The sequence below is a fragment of the Candidatus Buchananbacteria bacterium CG10_big_fil_rev_8_21_14_0_10_42_9 genome (genome assembly GCA_002773845.1).
GTDB lineage: Bacteria > Patescibacteriota > Patescibacteriia > Buchananbacterales > 21-14-0-10-42-9 > 21-14-0-10-42-9.
On sequence record PEZZ01000019.1, the window covers coordinates 1 to 14,700 of the forward strand.

Below are 14,700 nucleotides of genomic sequence, written 5' to 3' on the forward strand. Positions count from 1 at the left end.
TATTAACAATTAATAATTACATATCCATTAGAGTGTAGACAAAGTTTACAAAAAAATGGGTACCCACCAACTCCGAATACAGACGTGGCATATAGCCTCCATCCTGGCAAACACAGTATAAAAATACCTTACATTTTTTAACGTATCTGGTCAATTAAATATCTATTTATACACTCCTTATCAACGATTTATGGACTTTTGACGACTTGAAAAAAATAAGGAAAATCAGTAAGATATATTGACGTGACCACATTATCATCCTCGGGCTTGACCCGGGGATCTCAATACTAATAGAGATTCCCGCCTCCGCGGGAATGACAATTGTAGAAAGTTGAAATGACAACGTTTTATGGCAAAAATAGAATTTTTAACAAAATCAGAGGCTAAAACTGGCGATAAAGTGCCACCGCACAGCCTTGAAGCCGAACAATCACTGCTCGGCGCTTTAGTATTGGATAAAGACGCGATAGTCAAGGTAGCGGATATTATTAACCCGGATGATTTTTACAAAGACGCCCACCGCTATATTTATGAAGCGATGCAAACACTTTATGAAAAACGCGAACCAATTGATTTACTTAGCTTAGGCAACTTACTTGGCGAGCGTAAGCAATTAGATATAGTCGGGGGGAAAAGCTATTTGTCAGGTTTGGCTAACGCTGTTCCAACTTCAAGCCATGTCGTTAATTACGCTAAAATAATTTCAAAGAAAGCCACCTTAAGAAGGCTTATCCACTCCTCGGCCGAAATTGCGGATTTAGCGTTTGACGAAGACACTGACATTTCTGAAACTTTAGACAAATCAGAACAAAGTATATTTGCGGTCTCGCAAAAGTTTTTAAAACGCGCTTTTAATCCAATCAAAGACATTTTAGTTGAAGCTTTTGACCGCATTGACGAAATACACAAAGAAAGCGGTAAGCTGCGCGGTATCCCTACCGGTTACAATGACTTAGATAACATTTTGGGCGGATTACAAAAATCTGATTTAGTTATTTTAGCCGCTCGCCCGTCGATGGGAAAAACGACTTTGGCCATGGACATTGCCCGCAATGTGGCGCTGAAAAATAAAATTCCAGTCGCGATTTATTCATTAGAAATGAGTAAAGAACAATTAGTTGACCGCCTGCTTTGTTCAACCGCGAACGTGGACCTTTGGAAAATGAGAACCGGCAAACTTTCTGACCATGGCGAAAACGATGATTTTACACGCATTGGGCAAGCCATGGGCCTGCTTTCCGAAGCGCCAATTTATATTGATGATACGGCTAATTCCAACATCATGGAGATTAGGACCAAAGCCCGCCGCTTGCAATCAGAACATGGCTTAGGCTTAATTTTAATTGATTATTTGCAGTTAATGGAAAGCTTTAGGCAAAACGATAACAGAGTACAGGAAGTGAGCGAAATTTCACGCAACTTAAAAGCCATTGCCCGTGAACTAAACGTGCCGGTGCTCGCGTTATCTCAGCTTTCTCGCGGCGTGGAGTCACGCGAATCGCATATCCCCCGCTTAGCTGACTTGAGAGAATCAGGATCAATTGAACAAGACGCGGATGTGGTAATGTTTATTTATCGTGAAGCAATGTACCACAAAGACTTGCCGCCGGATAAACAGCATTTAGCCGAAGTCTACGTAGCCAAACACCGTAACGGTCCAACCGGTAAAATCCAGCTATTCTTTGACGAAAACGCCGTCACCTTTAAATCATTAAGTAAGTAGTTAATGCACCCTCACCCTTGCCCTCTCACCCTCCAAAGGCGGGCAGGCATCAAGGGAGAGGAGAGAAAAATTGCAATAAGCGCCCCTCTCCTAGCAGAGGACGTCAGACGTCTCAGGAGAGGGTTGCACGCCCGCCTTTGGCGGGGGTGAGGTAGAAGTTACTAATAAATAATCAAAAACAATGTTCAACAAATTAAAACAATACAAAGACTTACGCTCTGAAGCTAAAACCATGCAAAATATTTTAGCCAAAGAAAAGGCCGAAATAACTAAAAATGGGATCACGATTGTGATGGACGGGAATCAAAAGGTGCAATCAGTTAAAATTGCGGAAGACAAATCCCGCGAATCAATTGAACGCGACCTCCCCGACGCCATTGACGAAGCTATTAAAAAAGTCCAAAAAATAATGGCGGAAAAAGTCCGCAAAGGCGAAATCACTATCCCGAATATGCCAGGGGCATAAAAGAATGAGCCACAATAATAACGTAACAACTTGCCCAATTTGCAGATTGGAACTTAGCGGTATAAAGACTCCCGATAATAGAGATAACTCTTAAAAGGATTTAAAAGAAATATTAAAGCAGGCTATTGCTGCCAGAATTTTATAAAAATATGAACCCAATTAAGAGTTATTGCGAATATTTGGAAGACTAAGATTCCTCCCCTGTCAAGGGGAGGTGAGGAGGGGTTATAATAAATAAAAACCCCCTACATCCCCCTTAACAGGGGGACATATCAATATAAACCCAATGAAAAAATACATTGAATATTTGGAAGATAATTAATATAATCCCTCTCCGATTCGGAGAGGGTTGGGTGAGGTAGGGAAGTTCAAAGGCGCTATGATTCTATGCTTCTAAACAAGACATCTGTAACCTCACCCTTACCCTCTCCCATAGGGAGAGGGAACGTAATGTTATGAACCCAATGAAAAAATACATTGAATATCTAAAAGACAATCCAAACCATTATTGGTTTAAGCGCAAAGCCTTTGGTTGGGGTTGGGTGCCGGTGAAATGGCAGGGCTGGGTAGTTACGGCCATAGGCGTAGCGATTGCGTTTGGTGGCATTTACATTGGAGAAGTTGATGATGCACCAGGTGCTATGCTTTTAGGTATAGTGATTGGCGCTGGGATAATGCTTTATTTTGGATACAAAAAGGGCGAAAAGCCGAAATGGTCTTGGGGCTTTCCGAAGAAGGATGATGATTTAAATAATTCATAAAAATAGTCCCTCTCCGATTCGGAGAGGGTTGGGTGAGGTGACGAATAAACTCCCCCTCACCTTCATCCTCTCCCTCAAGGGAGAGGAAACTAAAAACCAGAATAATTAAATAAACATATGGCGATATTTGGACTAGGTGCGGGCGATGAAAAACCGAAACGGCCAGAACGCAAAATGTATAAGACAAAGTGCACCAATTGCGGTAAAGACGCTGAAGTGCCGTTTGAGCCAACCGGCGACAAACCTGTTTATTGCAATGATTGTTTCAAAAAGTTAAAAGGTGCCCGCAACCAAAAACCGCAAGCTAAATCCCCTGCCTTGGCAGAAGAGTTACGTAATTTAAACAGAAAGCTAGATAAGATTATTCAAATTCTAACTGATCCGAACTTGAAATCCCCTGCTCCAGTCAAAAATACGGCGGCTAAACCGGCAACAGAAAAGCCAGCAGAGAAAAAAGCAGCTACTAAAAAAACTACAACCAAGAAGGCTACGACCAAAAAGTCCCTTGAGGCGCCTGCCCAAACTGTTGCGCGAAGTGCTGCAGGTGGGAAAGAGTCTACAGCTAAGAAGAAGTAAAAAGTGTCATTGCGAGCGAAGCGTCGCAATCCCTGCCTGCCGGTAGGCAGGACTGAGATTACCGCGTCGCTCACTACCGTTCAATCCTCGTAATGACACATACGATAAATTACTAATATGGGTGAAATTATTCAGTTTCCAGGAGGCAAAGACAGAGAAAAAACAGAAGAATTAAAGTGGAGTTTAGATATGAATGTTTTAACTGATATGCTGATGCATTTAGCCGAACTTCGCCAATCGGACCCCAATTCATATAACCCAAAAAATGTTGATATTAGAGTGCAAGGCATTGAGAGTGCAACTAGCCAGCAGCTGTGCGATTTGGTTAATGAAAGCAATGAAACTGATTGGAATACCCATCCTTCCTTTTATGATGCAGTTATACAAAAATTAAAAGAACGAGGAATCATTAAAAAACATAGTTAATGGCGTATCCTAAACCAATTGAAAAAGTAATTGAGCATTTTAGTAAATTACCTGGCATTGGGCCTAAAGCCGCCGCCCGGTTCGTTTTTTATTTACTCAAACGTGATCCCGCAGAAATTAAAGCCTTTGCCGAAGATTTGGGAAGTTTACAAAAGCTGACTAACCGCTGTGAAAAATGTTTTATTTATACCGAAAACAAATTATGCCAATTTTGCACTGACGCCACGCGCGACCACAAAATTATTTGTGTTGTCGCCCGCCCGCAAGATATTATCGCCCTTGAATCTTCCGGCAACTATAAAGGTTTGTACCATAACTTAGACGGGTTATTAAATCCGTTAGAAGGCGCTACACCTGAATCCACTGGCATTGATAAACTTATAAAGCGCCTTAAAGCGGAGCCGGCCCAAGAAATCATTTTAGGCTTTAACCCAACCATTGAAGGCGAATCCACTATTTTATACTTAGCTAAAGCACTCAAACCTTTAAATATCAAGGTCACTCGCCTCGCCCGAGGAATCCCCATGAACGCTGAATTGGACCACGTAGATGACATTACCATGGAATCAGCGCTCAAGAACCGTAAAGAACTTTAATGTCATTGCGAGCGAGTCAAATGAGCGTCGCAATCTCTAACTTTATAACCTGAGATCCTCACGCCCTCCCTCGACTTCGCTCGCGACTCCTCCCGCCAGAGGACGGGCAGGCAGGATGACAATCGGTAGTATATTATTTTTTTGCACACTTTACTCACTTGACCTTAGCCTAATAGCCTGTAAAATAAATAGGCTGTGTTAACAAGGAAAGGGAGGAGAGTCATGAAGTGTCGCGGGTGGTTTTTACAGCCTCAAAATGGCCTACCTGGGCCAAACGTCTGGCTTTGCCGCGAGCCCGGCACTTATTCAATGCTGGAAATCGCGCGGACTGCCGCAACGTCGCACCTGAGGGAGCGCGGTTGGGACGGGAAGGGCCTAGTGGTTAGGCTCATGCCCAATGCAGAGTACGTCGAGCCTGTCGACGTTACCTGAGCAACAACGCTCTCTTGTTGCCGCCATTCCCCTGTTGGGCGTGGCGGCACAACCTTTATTCAAAACAAAAAAACTCCCCTGTTGGGGGAGGTTTTTATTTCTGGGTCCCCGATCGGAGTCGAGGACGACAAAGTGTTAAAACTTTTCAATCTGGACTTGAGTGAAATGCTGGCGGTGGCCAAGGGTCCGTTTGTAGCGGGTTTTAGGTTTGTATTTAACAACCGTAATTTTTCTAGCTCTCCCCTGCCCTAAAACTTTGGCTTTGACTTTTTTGCCTAATGATGGTTGACCAATTTCAACTTTGTCACCTTTATCGTCGGCCATTAGTAAAGTTTCAAACTCAATGCCTTTGTCACCGGCAATTTTCTCAATTTTAAGCTTGCTGTCAGGGGTGACAACATACTGTTTTCCGCCGGTTTTAATAACTGCTAAATTCATAGACCAGAGTTTAAATGATTTGATTAAAATTGTCAACTCATCTGTCATTGCTAGCGAACCGAGCCTGGCTCGGGGATCGTCGCAATCCCCTTTATTTAACCTGAGATCCTGCCGCCGCCTATTAGCTCCACAGGATGACAATTGGTCTGAATGCTTATCTCACCTTTTTCTCGTATTTTTTTAGCACAAACCATAAAAATAACACCGTTAAAAGGCTCAAAATGGCTAATACAGCGATTTTACCCACAGTGTTAAGAAATAGTCCTGTAATGCCAAAAAGGGCTGAAATAACCAACAAGAAGACAACTGACTGCCGGTGGGTAAAACCAATATTTAATAAACGGAAATGCAAATGCCGCCGGTCGCCTGTTTTAAGCGGATGAGCCCTGTCTTTAAGCCTTTGATAAACAACCCAAGCCACATCAATTATTGGAATTGTCATAATCAATAAAGTTGTCGCGATTTTAGCGCCAGAGATAATAGACAGCACCCCGATAAAAAACCCGGTTACGACGCTACCGCCTTCGCCTAAAAATATCTTGGCCGGATGCCAATTAAAAATTAAGAAGCCCAAAGCACTGCCGGCCAAAATCAAAGTTAATACTGATGTGGCAGACGGCTGGCTATCCCATTTCAAGCTAACTGCAAAAATTATCATCGCGGCGATGACTGTGATGCCGCCCACCAAGCCATCAAGCCCGTCTAAAATTTTTGTTGTATATGTCATCGCTAAAAGCCAAATAAAAGTTAGCCCCAAGGACAGCAACGGGGTTTGCGCAAGGTCAATTATCCCTCCGGTTGGGTTGGTTAAGTATTCAATTGATAATCCGCTAAAAATCACTATCAAAACCGCAATGACAGGAAAAAAAATTTGTTGAATTGGCTTTAAATTAAACTTATCGTCTAGAACTCCGCCAAGCATTAAAACTCCACCGCCAATCAGCATCGCAGTGACGTGTGGCCAAATTATTTTAGTGCCCTCAAAATAGCCTAATTTAAATGATAACCACAATGCCAAAACATAGGCTAAATAAATCGCTAAGCCGCCCATCAAAGGCACCGGATAAGAATGAATTTTGCGGCTAACTGCCGGTGCGTCTTGAATATTTAAAAGCCTCGCCAATTTAATTACTGCCGGAGTTAAGGCCGAGCAAAAAATTAAAGCGCAGGTAAATGGGATAATGAATTGCGATTGCAGCATTAAAGTTCGGGCGCTGGTTTAATTTCTACTTTTTGATCTTTACCAACCACAACCGTATCGCGGCGTTTTACCTTTTTTTCTAAAATTACTTTAGCGATAACATCTTCAACTTGCGTCTGTATTACCCGGCGCAAAGGCCTCGCTCCAAACTTCGGATTGTAACCGGCGTTAGCGATATCTTGCAAACCGGCATCAGTTACTTCTAATTTTAAACCTTTATTGGCTAAACGCTGTCTCACTTTATCTAACATTAAAGCAGCGATCTTTTGCACTTCAGACATATTTAGCGGCCTAAATACGACTACGCCGTCAAACCGATTTATTAATTCTGGCCGAAAAAACTTTTCTAACGCGCCAGTTTCCATAAGCTCAGTGTGGATTTCTGCCACTGACTTACCTTGCTGAATGCGCTCCTGAATCAATTGAGTATGGGCGTTAGACGTGCCAATAATAATTGTATTGGTAAAATCAATTGTTCTGCCCTTACCGTCAGTCAGCCGCCCGTCGTCCATAACTTGCAGCAGTATATTTAAAATATCCGGGTGTGCTTTTTCTAACTCATCTAAAAGCACAATTGAAAACGGCTTTTGCCGCACAGCTTCAGTTAGATATCCAGCCACCCCAGTTCCAACGCCAGCCGAACTGCCAATCAACCTTGAAACGCTACCCGGTTCTTGGTATTCAGACATATCAACTCTAATCATGTTAGCTTCTGCGCCAAAATAAATTGCGGCTAAGGTTTTGGCTAATTCAGTTTTACCCACACCCGTAGGACCTAAAAATAAAAAATTTGAAATTGGGCGGTTAGAATCTCTCATTTCAGCGCGCGCCCGGCGGATGCTAGATGCAATTAAGTTTACGCCCTCTTCTTGATTGACATACCGCTCATGGATGCGTTGTTCTAAATCCAATAATTTATCCGTTTCAGCTTCGGTAATCTTGGTTAACGGAATGTTGGTCTTGTCCGACACAATAGCCGCAATATCATCGCCGCTAATTAAATAGTTGCTTTTGGCTTGGCCCTCAAATTTACTGGCCGCCTGTTCCAAAATTTGCACCGCTTTATCAGGCAAAAATCTATCCACCAAATACCGGTCGGATAAATTAATCGCCTGTTCAATTGCGGCATAGGAGAAAAAAACTTTATGCTTATATTCAATCGGGCCGGTTTTGGCTTCCAAAATTTGAATCGCTTGATTGCCTTTCGGCTCATCCACCTGGATAACTTCTAGGGCTTGAGTTAACGCGTGGCTTTCTAAAAAGCGGCGAAACTCCTCAGTCGTCGCAGTAGCAACAACTTGCAATTTGTATTTGTTAATAGCCGTGGCTAGCGCGGCCGCCAAATCTAAGCTACCGCTGGAACCGACGCTGACACCAACCCAGTGATGAATATTAGGTACGGCTAAAATGATATTTCCCGAACGTACGACTTCTTCTATTGCCACTAACAATCTTTTTTCGGCAACCGCCGGGCTGACTCCGGCAATAATTTTATTAACGTCAAAACTTAATAACCTTTTATCTTGCAAAGTTTTAGGTACATCTTCAGCCGCCATCAATTGGGCCACACCGTGCAAGATAGTTTCCTTGCCTACTCCCGGCTGGCCGACTAAAATAGCCCCTCGCTTTGAGCCGGTTTTAATTAAATTAAAAATTTGATCTAACTCTTTTTCGCGTGCCACACACGGAGATAGATACGCAAATTTTGCCGCCGTGGTGAGGTCGCTGGCGAAAGTTTCCAAAATTGGTGTGGCGATGGCGGTCATGGCTCGATTTATCCCTGACTTGGGTTTGTATTGAGCTTTAAATTTAAATTGACGCCACTGCCGTGAAAGCTGTTCGCGAACTCGGCGCCAAGAGGCAACGTTTCTAATATCATCAACCTCAACTTCAATTTCATACAACATGTCTTCTATCAGCTGATCTTTCTCAACGGTAGCGACTAACAATTCCGTTAATTCTACCCTCGATTGCTTTGTTGACTCGGCTAAATTGAAACTAGATTCTAAAATCCGCATAAACTCATCGCTTAATTTCGGCTCGGCGTCCATGGCTTTAGCCTCTTTAGCTAATACCTTGGCCAAACGGTGCCGCAAGGCATCTGGCTTAACGCCCAGCCGCCAAAACAAAATGCTTATTTCCCCTTGCATCAATAAGGCGATAAATAAATGAATTGGCAGAACTAAGCCGTGCTTATACTCTTGGGCTAGCTCCCAAGCTTTTTCAATAGCGGCAAGCGAGGCATAAGAAAAATACCGGCTAATGTCGACGCTTTGTTTTGTGGCTTTGGCCGGCAAAGTTTTAATTTGCCCAAACTTCCATTGCACCCGATACAGCAAAAATCCGTCCAACATAAAACTTAGCCAGACGATTAACATTAAGCCATCTTTGATTTGCCAAAAAAACCAAACCGGCTGTCCTAAAATAGATAGTTGTACGAACCGATACAACAGTAGGCCAAAGCCAACCACCCCAAAGACAATCAGTACCAGGTCAATCGCGGCATTAACTATTTTTTCAACCTTGCGTTCAGCCAAAGCTAAAGCGTCAATTCTTCGCCCCCAGGTATGCGTTATTGGGTTAGAAGCTGACATAAACGTAAAAAAGATTGATAAAGTTAAGCCAGAATAAATATAAAACCGCAATAGGAAAAATAAGCCATATCAAAACTAAAAACAGGATCAAGGCAGTCCAAATCATTAATATCACTACCCGTAAAATTAAAACCACTAACCGCACTCCAAAACTTATAAGCCGCCCGGATAAATCAAATTGGGCGTACATTGGCTTAAACAAACTTTTAACCCAAATACGCAAACTTAGGCTTTCAGCCGCGTTATTGATCTCTCCCATGGCCAATGTCAAAATTTTTAACAATCCTGGACCAAACCACCAAATCGGCCAATATAAAATTTGCCCGATTAAATCGCGCAAAATAAAGCGTAAAATTGCCCAACCGATGTTTTGTGACATAAATAAATTATACCACAACTAAAAGAACGCCCAAAAAATTACTCGCCGATGCCAATAACTATGCCTTTACCTGACGCTTGAGGATCGTTAAATAAATTAGAAGTGATCGCCTCCACGGCAGTACTGACTAAAGAATTAGTAACCGCATCAGTCGCGGTGAGAGTTACCGGATTAGTCAATGAAGCGATCTTGCCTTTTTGGTCTGACGTTGGAGTTAAAATAACATCAAACCAAACATTCACCTCGTCAAATGATTTATTTTCTGGAATATTGCCAATCGACCAAACTACTTCGTTGTCGGTGCTACTATAAACTAGCTCGCCTGTTGAAACTAAAAATTTATCGGCAAATTCAACGTTATCAGGCAGTACCGTTTTTACTTCTACATTTTGAATCCTGTGAAAGCTATTGTTGATTAACCAATAGACTCGGTAAGTGGTTTTTTGCCCCACCACTGGCGGAATCGGGCCGGAACCAACGGCTATATTATCTTGATTGAAATAGCGCGCTTCAGCCCGAAGCTCAACTTGAGTATTAATTGAGTTTTTAATATCTGAACTTCGCACTTCCACCCCGGATTCAACGTTATCTATTCTGCCTAAATTGGCGACTGCCGTGCTGACTACTGAAAGTTCATCACTTTGTCGGTCAAGTTCATCAAAATTTTTGATCCGGAGAGCAAAGTTTATACCGCCTTGAGCCAACGGACCAATCGCGGCTAGCTGCGGGAGAACGTCTTTATTCCAGGTGATAGTACCAGACTCTTCATCAATTTGCCCGCCTAAATTATCACTAATTGATTCCCAATCAATAATTTCGGAGTCTAAATTCATGACAATTACAACATCGCTTAAAGTTTGATTGCCTAAATTGTTGTAGCCAATTGTGTAATTTAAAGTGTTACCAAAATTTATAGCTTGGTCCAAATCAGAGCCATTAATGATTAAATCAAGGACAAAATTGTGCTTGACTAACTTAGTCACAAATGTTTTTTCTTGTTGAATGGCGAATTCTTCATCGCGCAAAAACCCAAACTTAACGCTAAATTCTTTGGTTACATCATTATCAGGCAAATACCCGCCAGTTATTTTAATCTCTCCTTCTTCTAATTTGTCTAAAGACTCTATGTGCCAAAAATTATTCGTTTGAATCTCTTCGGTTTCAGAAGCAAACCTTTCCACTGACGGGTCAGGTTCGGCCGATTGAAAAACAAAGCCAAGCGGGTAGTCCGCTCGGATTTGCAAATTTTCCAAATCATGGTCAGAATTATTCAAGTACTTAATGGTATAAGTAATTTGTTTTTCCGGCACAGTTTCTTGCGGCCCTTCAATAGTCAGCTCAAGCAAAGTATCAGTAATTTGGGTTGAAAAAGTATCAGTTTCTTTAAAGGTTGAGCCAAAATTTTCAGGTTCAAAAGTAACGCTAGAATCAATGTTAATAATTTCACCTATTTCGCCTACCAAAGTGCCAACTATCTCAATTTTACCCGATTCTCCTGCCGCCAGCGTACCAATATTCCAACTATTTTGAAAATCATTACTTGGCACCGGCTTTGACTCTTTAAATGTGAAAGCTCCGGGATAGCGCAAAACTAATTCAACGTTGTTGAGCGACACTTTCTCTAAGTTTGAATATCGCAGCGTAAAAGTGACTTCATCACCAGATGTAATTTCTTCCGGTCCAAAAAATTCAACTTCAACGCTGTTGCCGCGATATTCTCCGCCAGAACGGAACAATATTGTGCTAAGCCACCCAATCCCGAGAACAATAATTAAAATTAAAGCCGCCGGCAGCAAAATGTTTCGCAAACGGTTTTTGGGACGCATATCTAATTTGGAGATATCCGGTAAAGTTCCGTCCTTATCACGATATAAACTTGCGATGTTGCTTGCCGGCTTAGATTGTGGTTTGTTTTTGTTTTGTTTGCCCGCCATAGTTAGTCATCAAAAATAATACCATAAAAACGGTCTTCTTTTAAGGCATCTTGATATCCAAAGATATTGCCAGAGCGTATCACGTGGTCAGGATATTTTCTTAAAATTAAACTTTCTTTGGGTAATTCTAGTTGGGCGCTAAATTTATCGGCCATAGTCCCGCTTTGTTTTTGCCACAGCAATGAGTGGACTGTTTTGCCTTGTGATGAAATTTCGCCAAACCGAAAAGGTAAGCGGTAACTCAAGGTTACAGTTTTCGTCTCCCCGGGTTTGACCCTTAGCCAATTGCCAAAAACTGTTTTGCCCATGTCTTGGTAAATGTCAGTTTTGGTATCAGCATCAAATTTTGCCGTTTGCTCAATGCTGGCTAATTGAACGTCTTGTTTATAGTAGCTCGGCGGTGATTCAAAAAGCGAAGAATTTGGACGCTCAAATCCGCTAGCGCTTATAAGAGTTGAACCAAGCGGCACGTACACCCTTAGGTAGTTATTGTTTTGTACGCCAGTAAAAATATCCGTGCCTTTAATGCCGTGGTGCTCAAAAGTTAAACTTAAAGTGTTGACTATGTCGCCATTAGGCCCAACTTGAGTGGTTAGATTGTAAGTTCGATCTATTACCTGATCTGTTTTACCCCCCGCAATATTTGAATTCACAATCAACAAGTAATCGGCTTCAGATTTTTTAACTGCGCCTCCGTAGTCCAGGGCTAAAGCTAATTGTTGTAGGTCCTCGTCAGAAAAATTTATCACAATTTGCTTAGCTTTAAGCTGCTCATGCACCAAATCCAAAAAACCGATCATTTTTTCTTTGTCTAATTGAGTAATTTGGTCGAGTAACAAAGGAGCCAAGTCTGAAAGAATTTGCTTGGGCGTCGGACTGCCTTCATCGCGCGCCTGTCTAATGTTTTGCTGCAGCGCTTCTTCTAAATTTTCACTGGTGACGATAGTGTTATAGCCGGCTAAATTGACTGGACCGATATAATTTAACATCGATTCAACCGCCGCCGAGGTTATAACAATAACGCCATCCACGGTTGCGCCTTCGCTTTGTTCATAAAACCATCTTATTTTTTCAGCTGTAGTTGGAAAATCAGGCGACCAATTTGCGTCTTGAAACTCCCACCTTGGGTTAATTAATTGTAGTGGTTTGGGTGACGCCTGATATACCATCAAATTGCCCTGAGAATCGTAAGTGCCGCCCGGCGGTATTTCTAAATTCTTTATGCGTCCGCGGTCTACATCTAAAAGAGCGTAACTGCCCATAAAACCTCCCACGCCACGCAGTTCATTATTGTTTGTAAAAACTAATAAATATCTTTGCCATTGATCATGCCCAAGAATTTCTAGCAATGAATCAGACAGTAAGGTGAAGTAGTCTAGTGCTTTTTGAATTTTTGGCAGTTGTTCTTCCAAGTCAGTGATATTGCCGCCATTGGGCAATGGTAAAACTTCTAAATTTAAATTTTGCAAACTAGCTTGAGCTTGGGCAATCCGGGGCTGGGCAATAACTAATTTTTCCTGAAAGGCCTGCAACCCCATAAACACGTCATCTTGAGAATTCAACAAAGCATTGACGCCGCTGGCAATCTCTTGGGCAGCCAACGACAAGTTTTCGCCCGTTTTTAATAGGTTCAACCCTTCATTGAGCGGATTACGTGTTTGCGGAAACCATTGCAAAGCCTCAGAAGAAACCGGGTCTAATTCTTGAACGTACCTTTGACCAATTTGAAAATTTACAGCCGCTTCGGCAAATTCCCTTTCGGCTTTGATGATGTCAAGTTGATCAATTGCTAATTGAGCCGAAATCAAATGCAATAAGGCGCTTTGACCGCTTGCGGCAACAGCGTCCCTAGTGTTGATCAAATTTTTAATGGCAGTACCTAGATATATCGGCACAATTAAAATTATTAAACTTGCAAAGACTATCGCTGATTGCCTGGCAGGGAAATGAAATTGCCATCTTGGCTTCGCGCTGAAAATATCATCAACTAAATCTTCTGCCTGCTCTTGAGATTTAACTTTCGGCTTTAACCCATCCAGCGCTGGTTTAGCTCCTGTCATTGGCACTTCAAACAAGCCGACATGAGCCACGTCTTCGCGGTCCCTCCCTCCAATAATTATTTCGTGAGTCAATAAATCGTCAGCCAAAGCTAGTTTTTTTACAGCTGGTGAAAACTTTTCAACGGCTAAGGTATGGTAGCAACGATCAGGGAGCCCATCGCTTGAGCATGCGTATTTACGCTTAAGCCAAGCTGGAATCTTTCTTTTGTAAAATTTCTTTTTATCCATGATAAATTTGTAAAGTTTTATCAGCTGTGGTTTGCCAATCATAACGCTTGATTTTGGCTTGGCTTTTTGCCACGATTTTAGCGGACAATTTTTTATCGCTGAGTAACTTATTAGCGGCCTCTGCCAGTTCTTCCGCGCTTTGGGGGTCAAAGTACAGCGCGCTATCCCCTAAAATTTCTGGCACGCTGGTTGTGCTTGAAGCAATAACGGGCGTACCATAATTTGTGGCCTCCAATGCTCCCAACCCAAAACCTTCATTAAAGGAAGGTAAAACATATATTTCAGCACTGCTGTACAATGCGGCTAAGTCACTACCCGGGACAAAACCGGGCGTTAAAATATCCGATTTATAACTAGACTGCTCTATCGCTTGCCTAGTTTCAGGATAAGCTTTATCTTCTTGGCCCGCTAAAATCAACTGAACGTCATGCTGGGCTTTAATTTTGTTGAAGGCCTCAACTAAAGTATCTAAATTTTTATGGTCGCGCCAAACTCCGACGTAAAAAAGGTATGGCTTTAAAATGCCATATTTCTTTACTATTTTATCATTATTTTGAACTTTGGAGAAGTGGGTCGCGCCAAGATATATCACTTTAATTTTATCTTTTGGAATTTTAAAATGTCCGATTAACTGTTTTTTAGTGTGTTCGCTTGGGACTAAAATTTTCCACGCTTTTTTAATTCCTAATTTAAATGTCAAGTTATACCCCAACTTACGGATTAAAGATTTCCGCACATTTGGACCCGGGAAAAACCATGGGGTAATATCATGAATAGTAACAATAAATTTACGGCGATAAAAAATTGGCACATTAAAATTAGTAAAGTGCATCATATCTAAATTATGCTGTCTTAGAAGTTTGGGGTATTTCAATTGCTCGGCCCA

The 14,700-nt window shown here is 42.0% G+C and carries 14 protein-coding genes; 7 read left to right on the plus strand and 7 right to left on the minus strand.

What is annotated here, in order from left to right:
• Nucleotides 1-349 precede the first annotated feature (349 nt).
• The 7 genes from dnaB to COT81_02700 all read left to right on the plus strand — a co-directional run bounded on the left by dnaB (nt 350) and on the right by COT81_02700 (nt 4,980).
• Nucleotides 350-1,723: a replicative DNA helicase gene (gene dnaB / locus COT81_02670; GenBank protein PIS05136.1), complete on the plus strand. Its 1,374-nt coding sequence runs from the start codon at nt 350-352 to the stop codon at nt 1,721-1,723.
• Between the two features lie 181 nt (nt 1,724-1,904).
• A complete protein-coding gene (locus tag COT81_02675; protein PIS05137.1) occupies nt 1,905-2,189 on the plus strand; it encodes a hypothetical protein in 285 nt (94 codons plus the stop codon).
• 464 nt (nt 2,190-2,653) lie between these two features.
• The gene (locus COT81_02680; protein ID PIS05138.1) at nt 2,654-2,950 is read left to right on the plus strand and encodes a hypothetical protein; all 297 of its coding nucleotides are present in this window, start codon (nt 2,654-2,656) and stop codon (nt 2,948-2,950) included.
• A gap of 117 nt (nt 2,951-3,067) precedes the next feature.
• Nucleotides 3,068-3,526 (plus strand): hypothetical protein, encoded by a 459-nt coding sequence (locus tag COT81_02685; GenBank protein ID PIS05139.1) that lies wholly within the window; start codon nt 3,068-3,070, stop codon nt 3,524-3,526.
• A gap of 117 nt (nt 3,527-3,643) precedes the next feature.
• On the plus strand, nt 3,644-3,952 hold the full coding sequence (locus COT81_02690) for a hypothetical protein (protein PIS05140.1): 309 nt from the start codon (nt 3,644-3,646) through the stop codon (nt 3,950-3,952).
• Nucleotides 3,952-4,548 (plus strand): recombination protein RecR, encoded by a 597-nt coding sequence (locus COT81_02695; GenBank protein PIS05141.1) that lies wholly within the window; start codon nt 3,952-3,954, stop codon nt 4,546-4,548. The genes COT81_02690 and COT81_02695 overlap by 1 nt, the downstream gene beginning before the upstream one ends.
• A 222-nt stretch (nt 4,549-4,770) precedes the next feature.
• The gene (locus COT81_02700; GenBank protein ID PIS05142.1) at nt 4,771-4,980 is read left to right on the plus strand and encodes a hypothetical protein; all 210 of its coding nucleotides are present in this window, start codon (nt 4,771-4,773) and stop codon (nt 4,978-4,980) included.
• Between the two features lie 135 nt (nt 4,981-5,115).
• On the opposite strand, the gene rplU is transcribed toward COT81_02700, so the two are convergent.
• The 7 genes from rplU to COT81_02735 all read right to left on the minus strand — a co-directional run.
• The gene (gene rplU / locus COT81_02705; GenBank protein PIS05149.1) at nt 5,116-5,418 is read right to left on the minus strand and encodes a 50S ribosomal protein L21; all 303 of its coding nucleotides are present in this window, start codon (nt 5,416-5,418) and stop codon (nt 5,116-5,118) included.
• 154 nt (nt 5,419-5,572) lie between these two features.
• Entirely contained in the window at nt 5,573-6,619 is a 1,047-nt protein-coding gene (locus COT81_02710; protein PIS05143.1) for a hypothetical protein, read from the minus strand.
• Nucleotides 6,619-9,213 carry a hypothetical protein gene (locus tag COT81_02715; protein PIS05144.1) on the minus strand — a complete coding sequence of 865 codons (2,595 nt, stop codon included), beginning with the start codon at nt 9,211-9,213 and terminating at the stop codon, nt 6,619-6,621. The genes COT81_02710 and COT81_02715 overlap by 1 nt, the downstream gene beginning before the upstream one ends.
• A complete protein-coding gene (locus COT81_02720) occupies nt 9,200-9,592 on the minus strand; it encodes a hypothetical protein (GenBank protein ID PIS05145.1) in 393 nt (130 codons plus the stop codon). The genes COT81_02715 and COT81_02720 overlap by 14 nt, the downstream gene beginning before the upstream one ends.
• A gap of 38 nt (nt 9,593-9,630) precedes the next feature.
• Nucleotides 9,631-11,526 (minus strand): hypothetical protein, encoded by a 1,896-nt coding sequence (locus COT81_02725; protein PIS05146.1) that lies wholly within the window; start codon nt 11,524-11,526, stop codon nt 9,631-9,633.
• 2 nt (nt 11,527-11,528) lie between these two features.
• Nucleotides 11,529-13,856: a hypothetical protein gene (locus COT81_02730; protein PIS05147.1), complete on the minus strand. Its 2,328-nt coding sequence runs from the start codon at nt 13,854-13,856 to the stop codon at nt 11,529-11,531.
• Nucleotides 13,807-14,700, minus strand: an 894-nt coding sequence (locus COT81_02735; protein PIS05148.1) for a hypothetical protein, incomplete at its 5' end; no start/stop codon positions are given. The genes COT81_02735 and COT81_02730, both read right to left, overlap by 50 nt.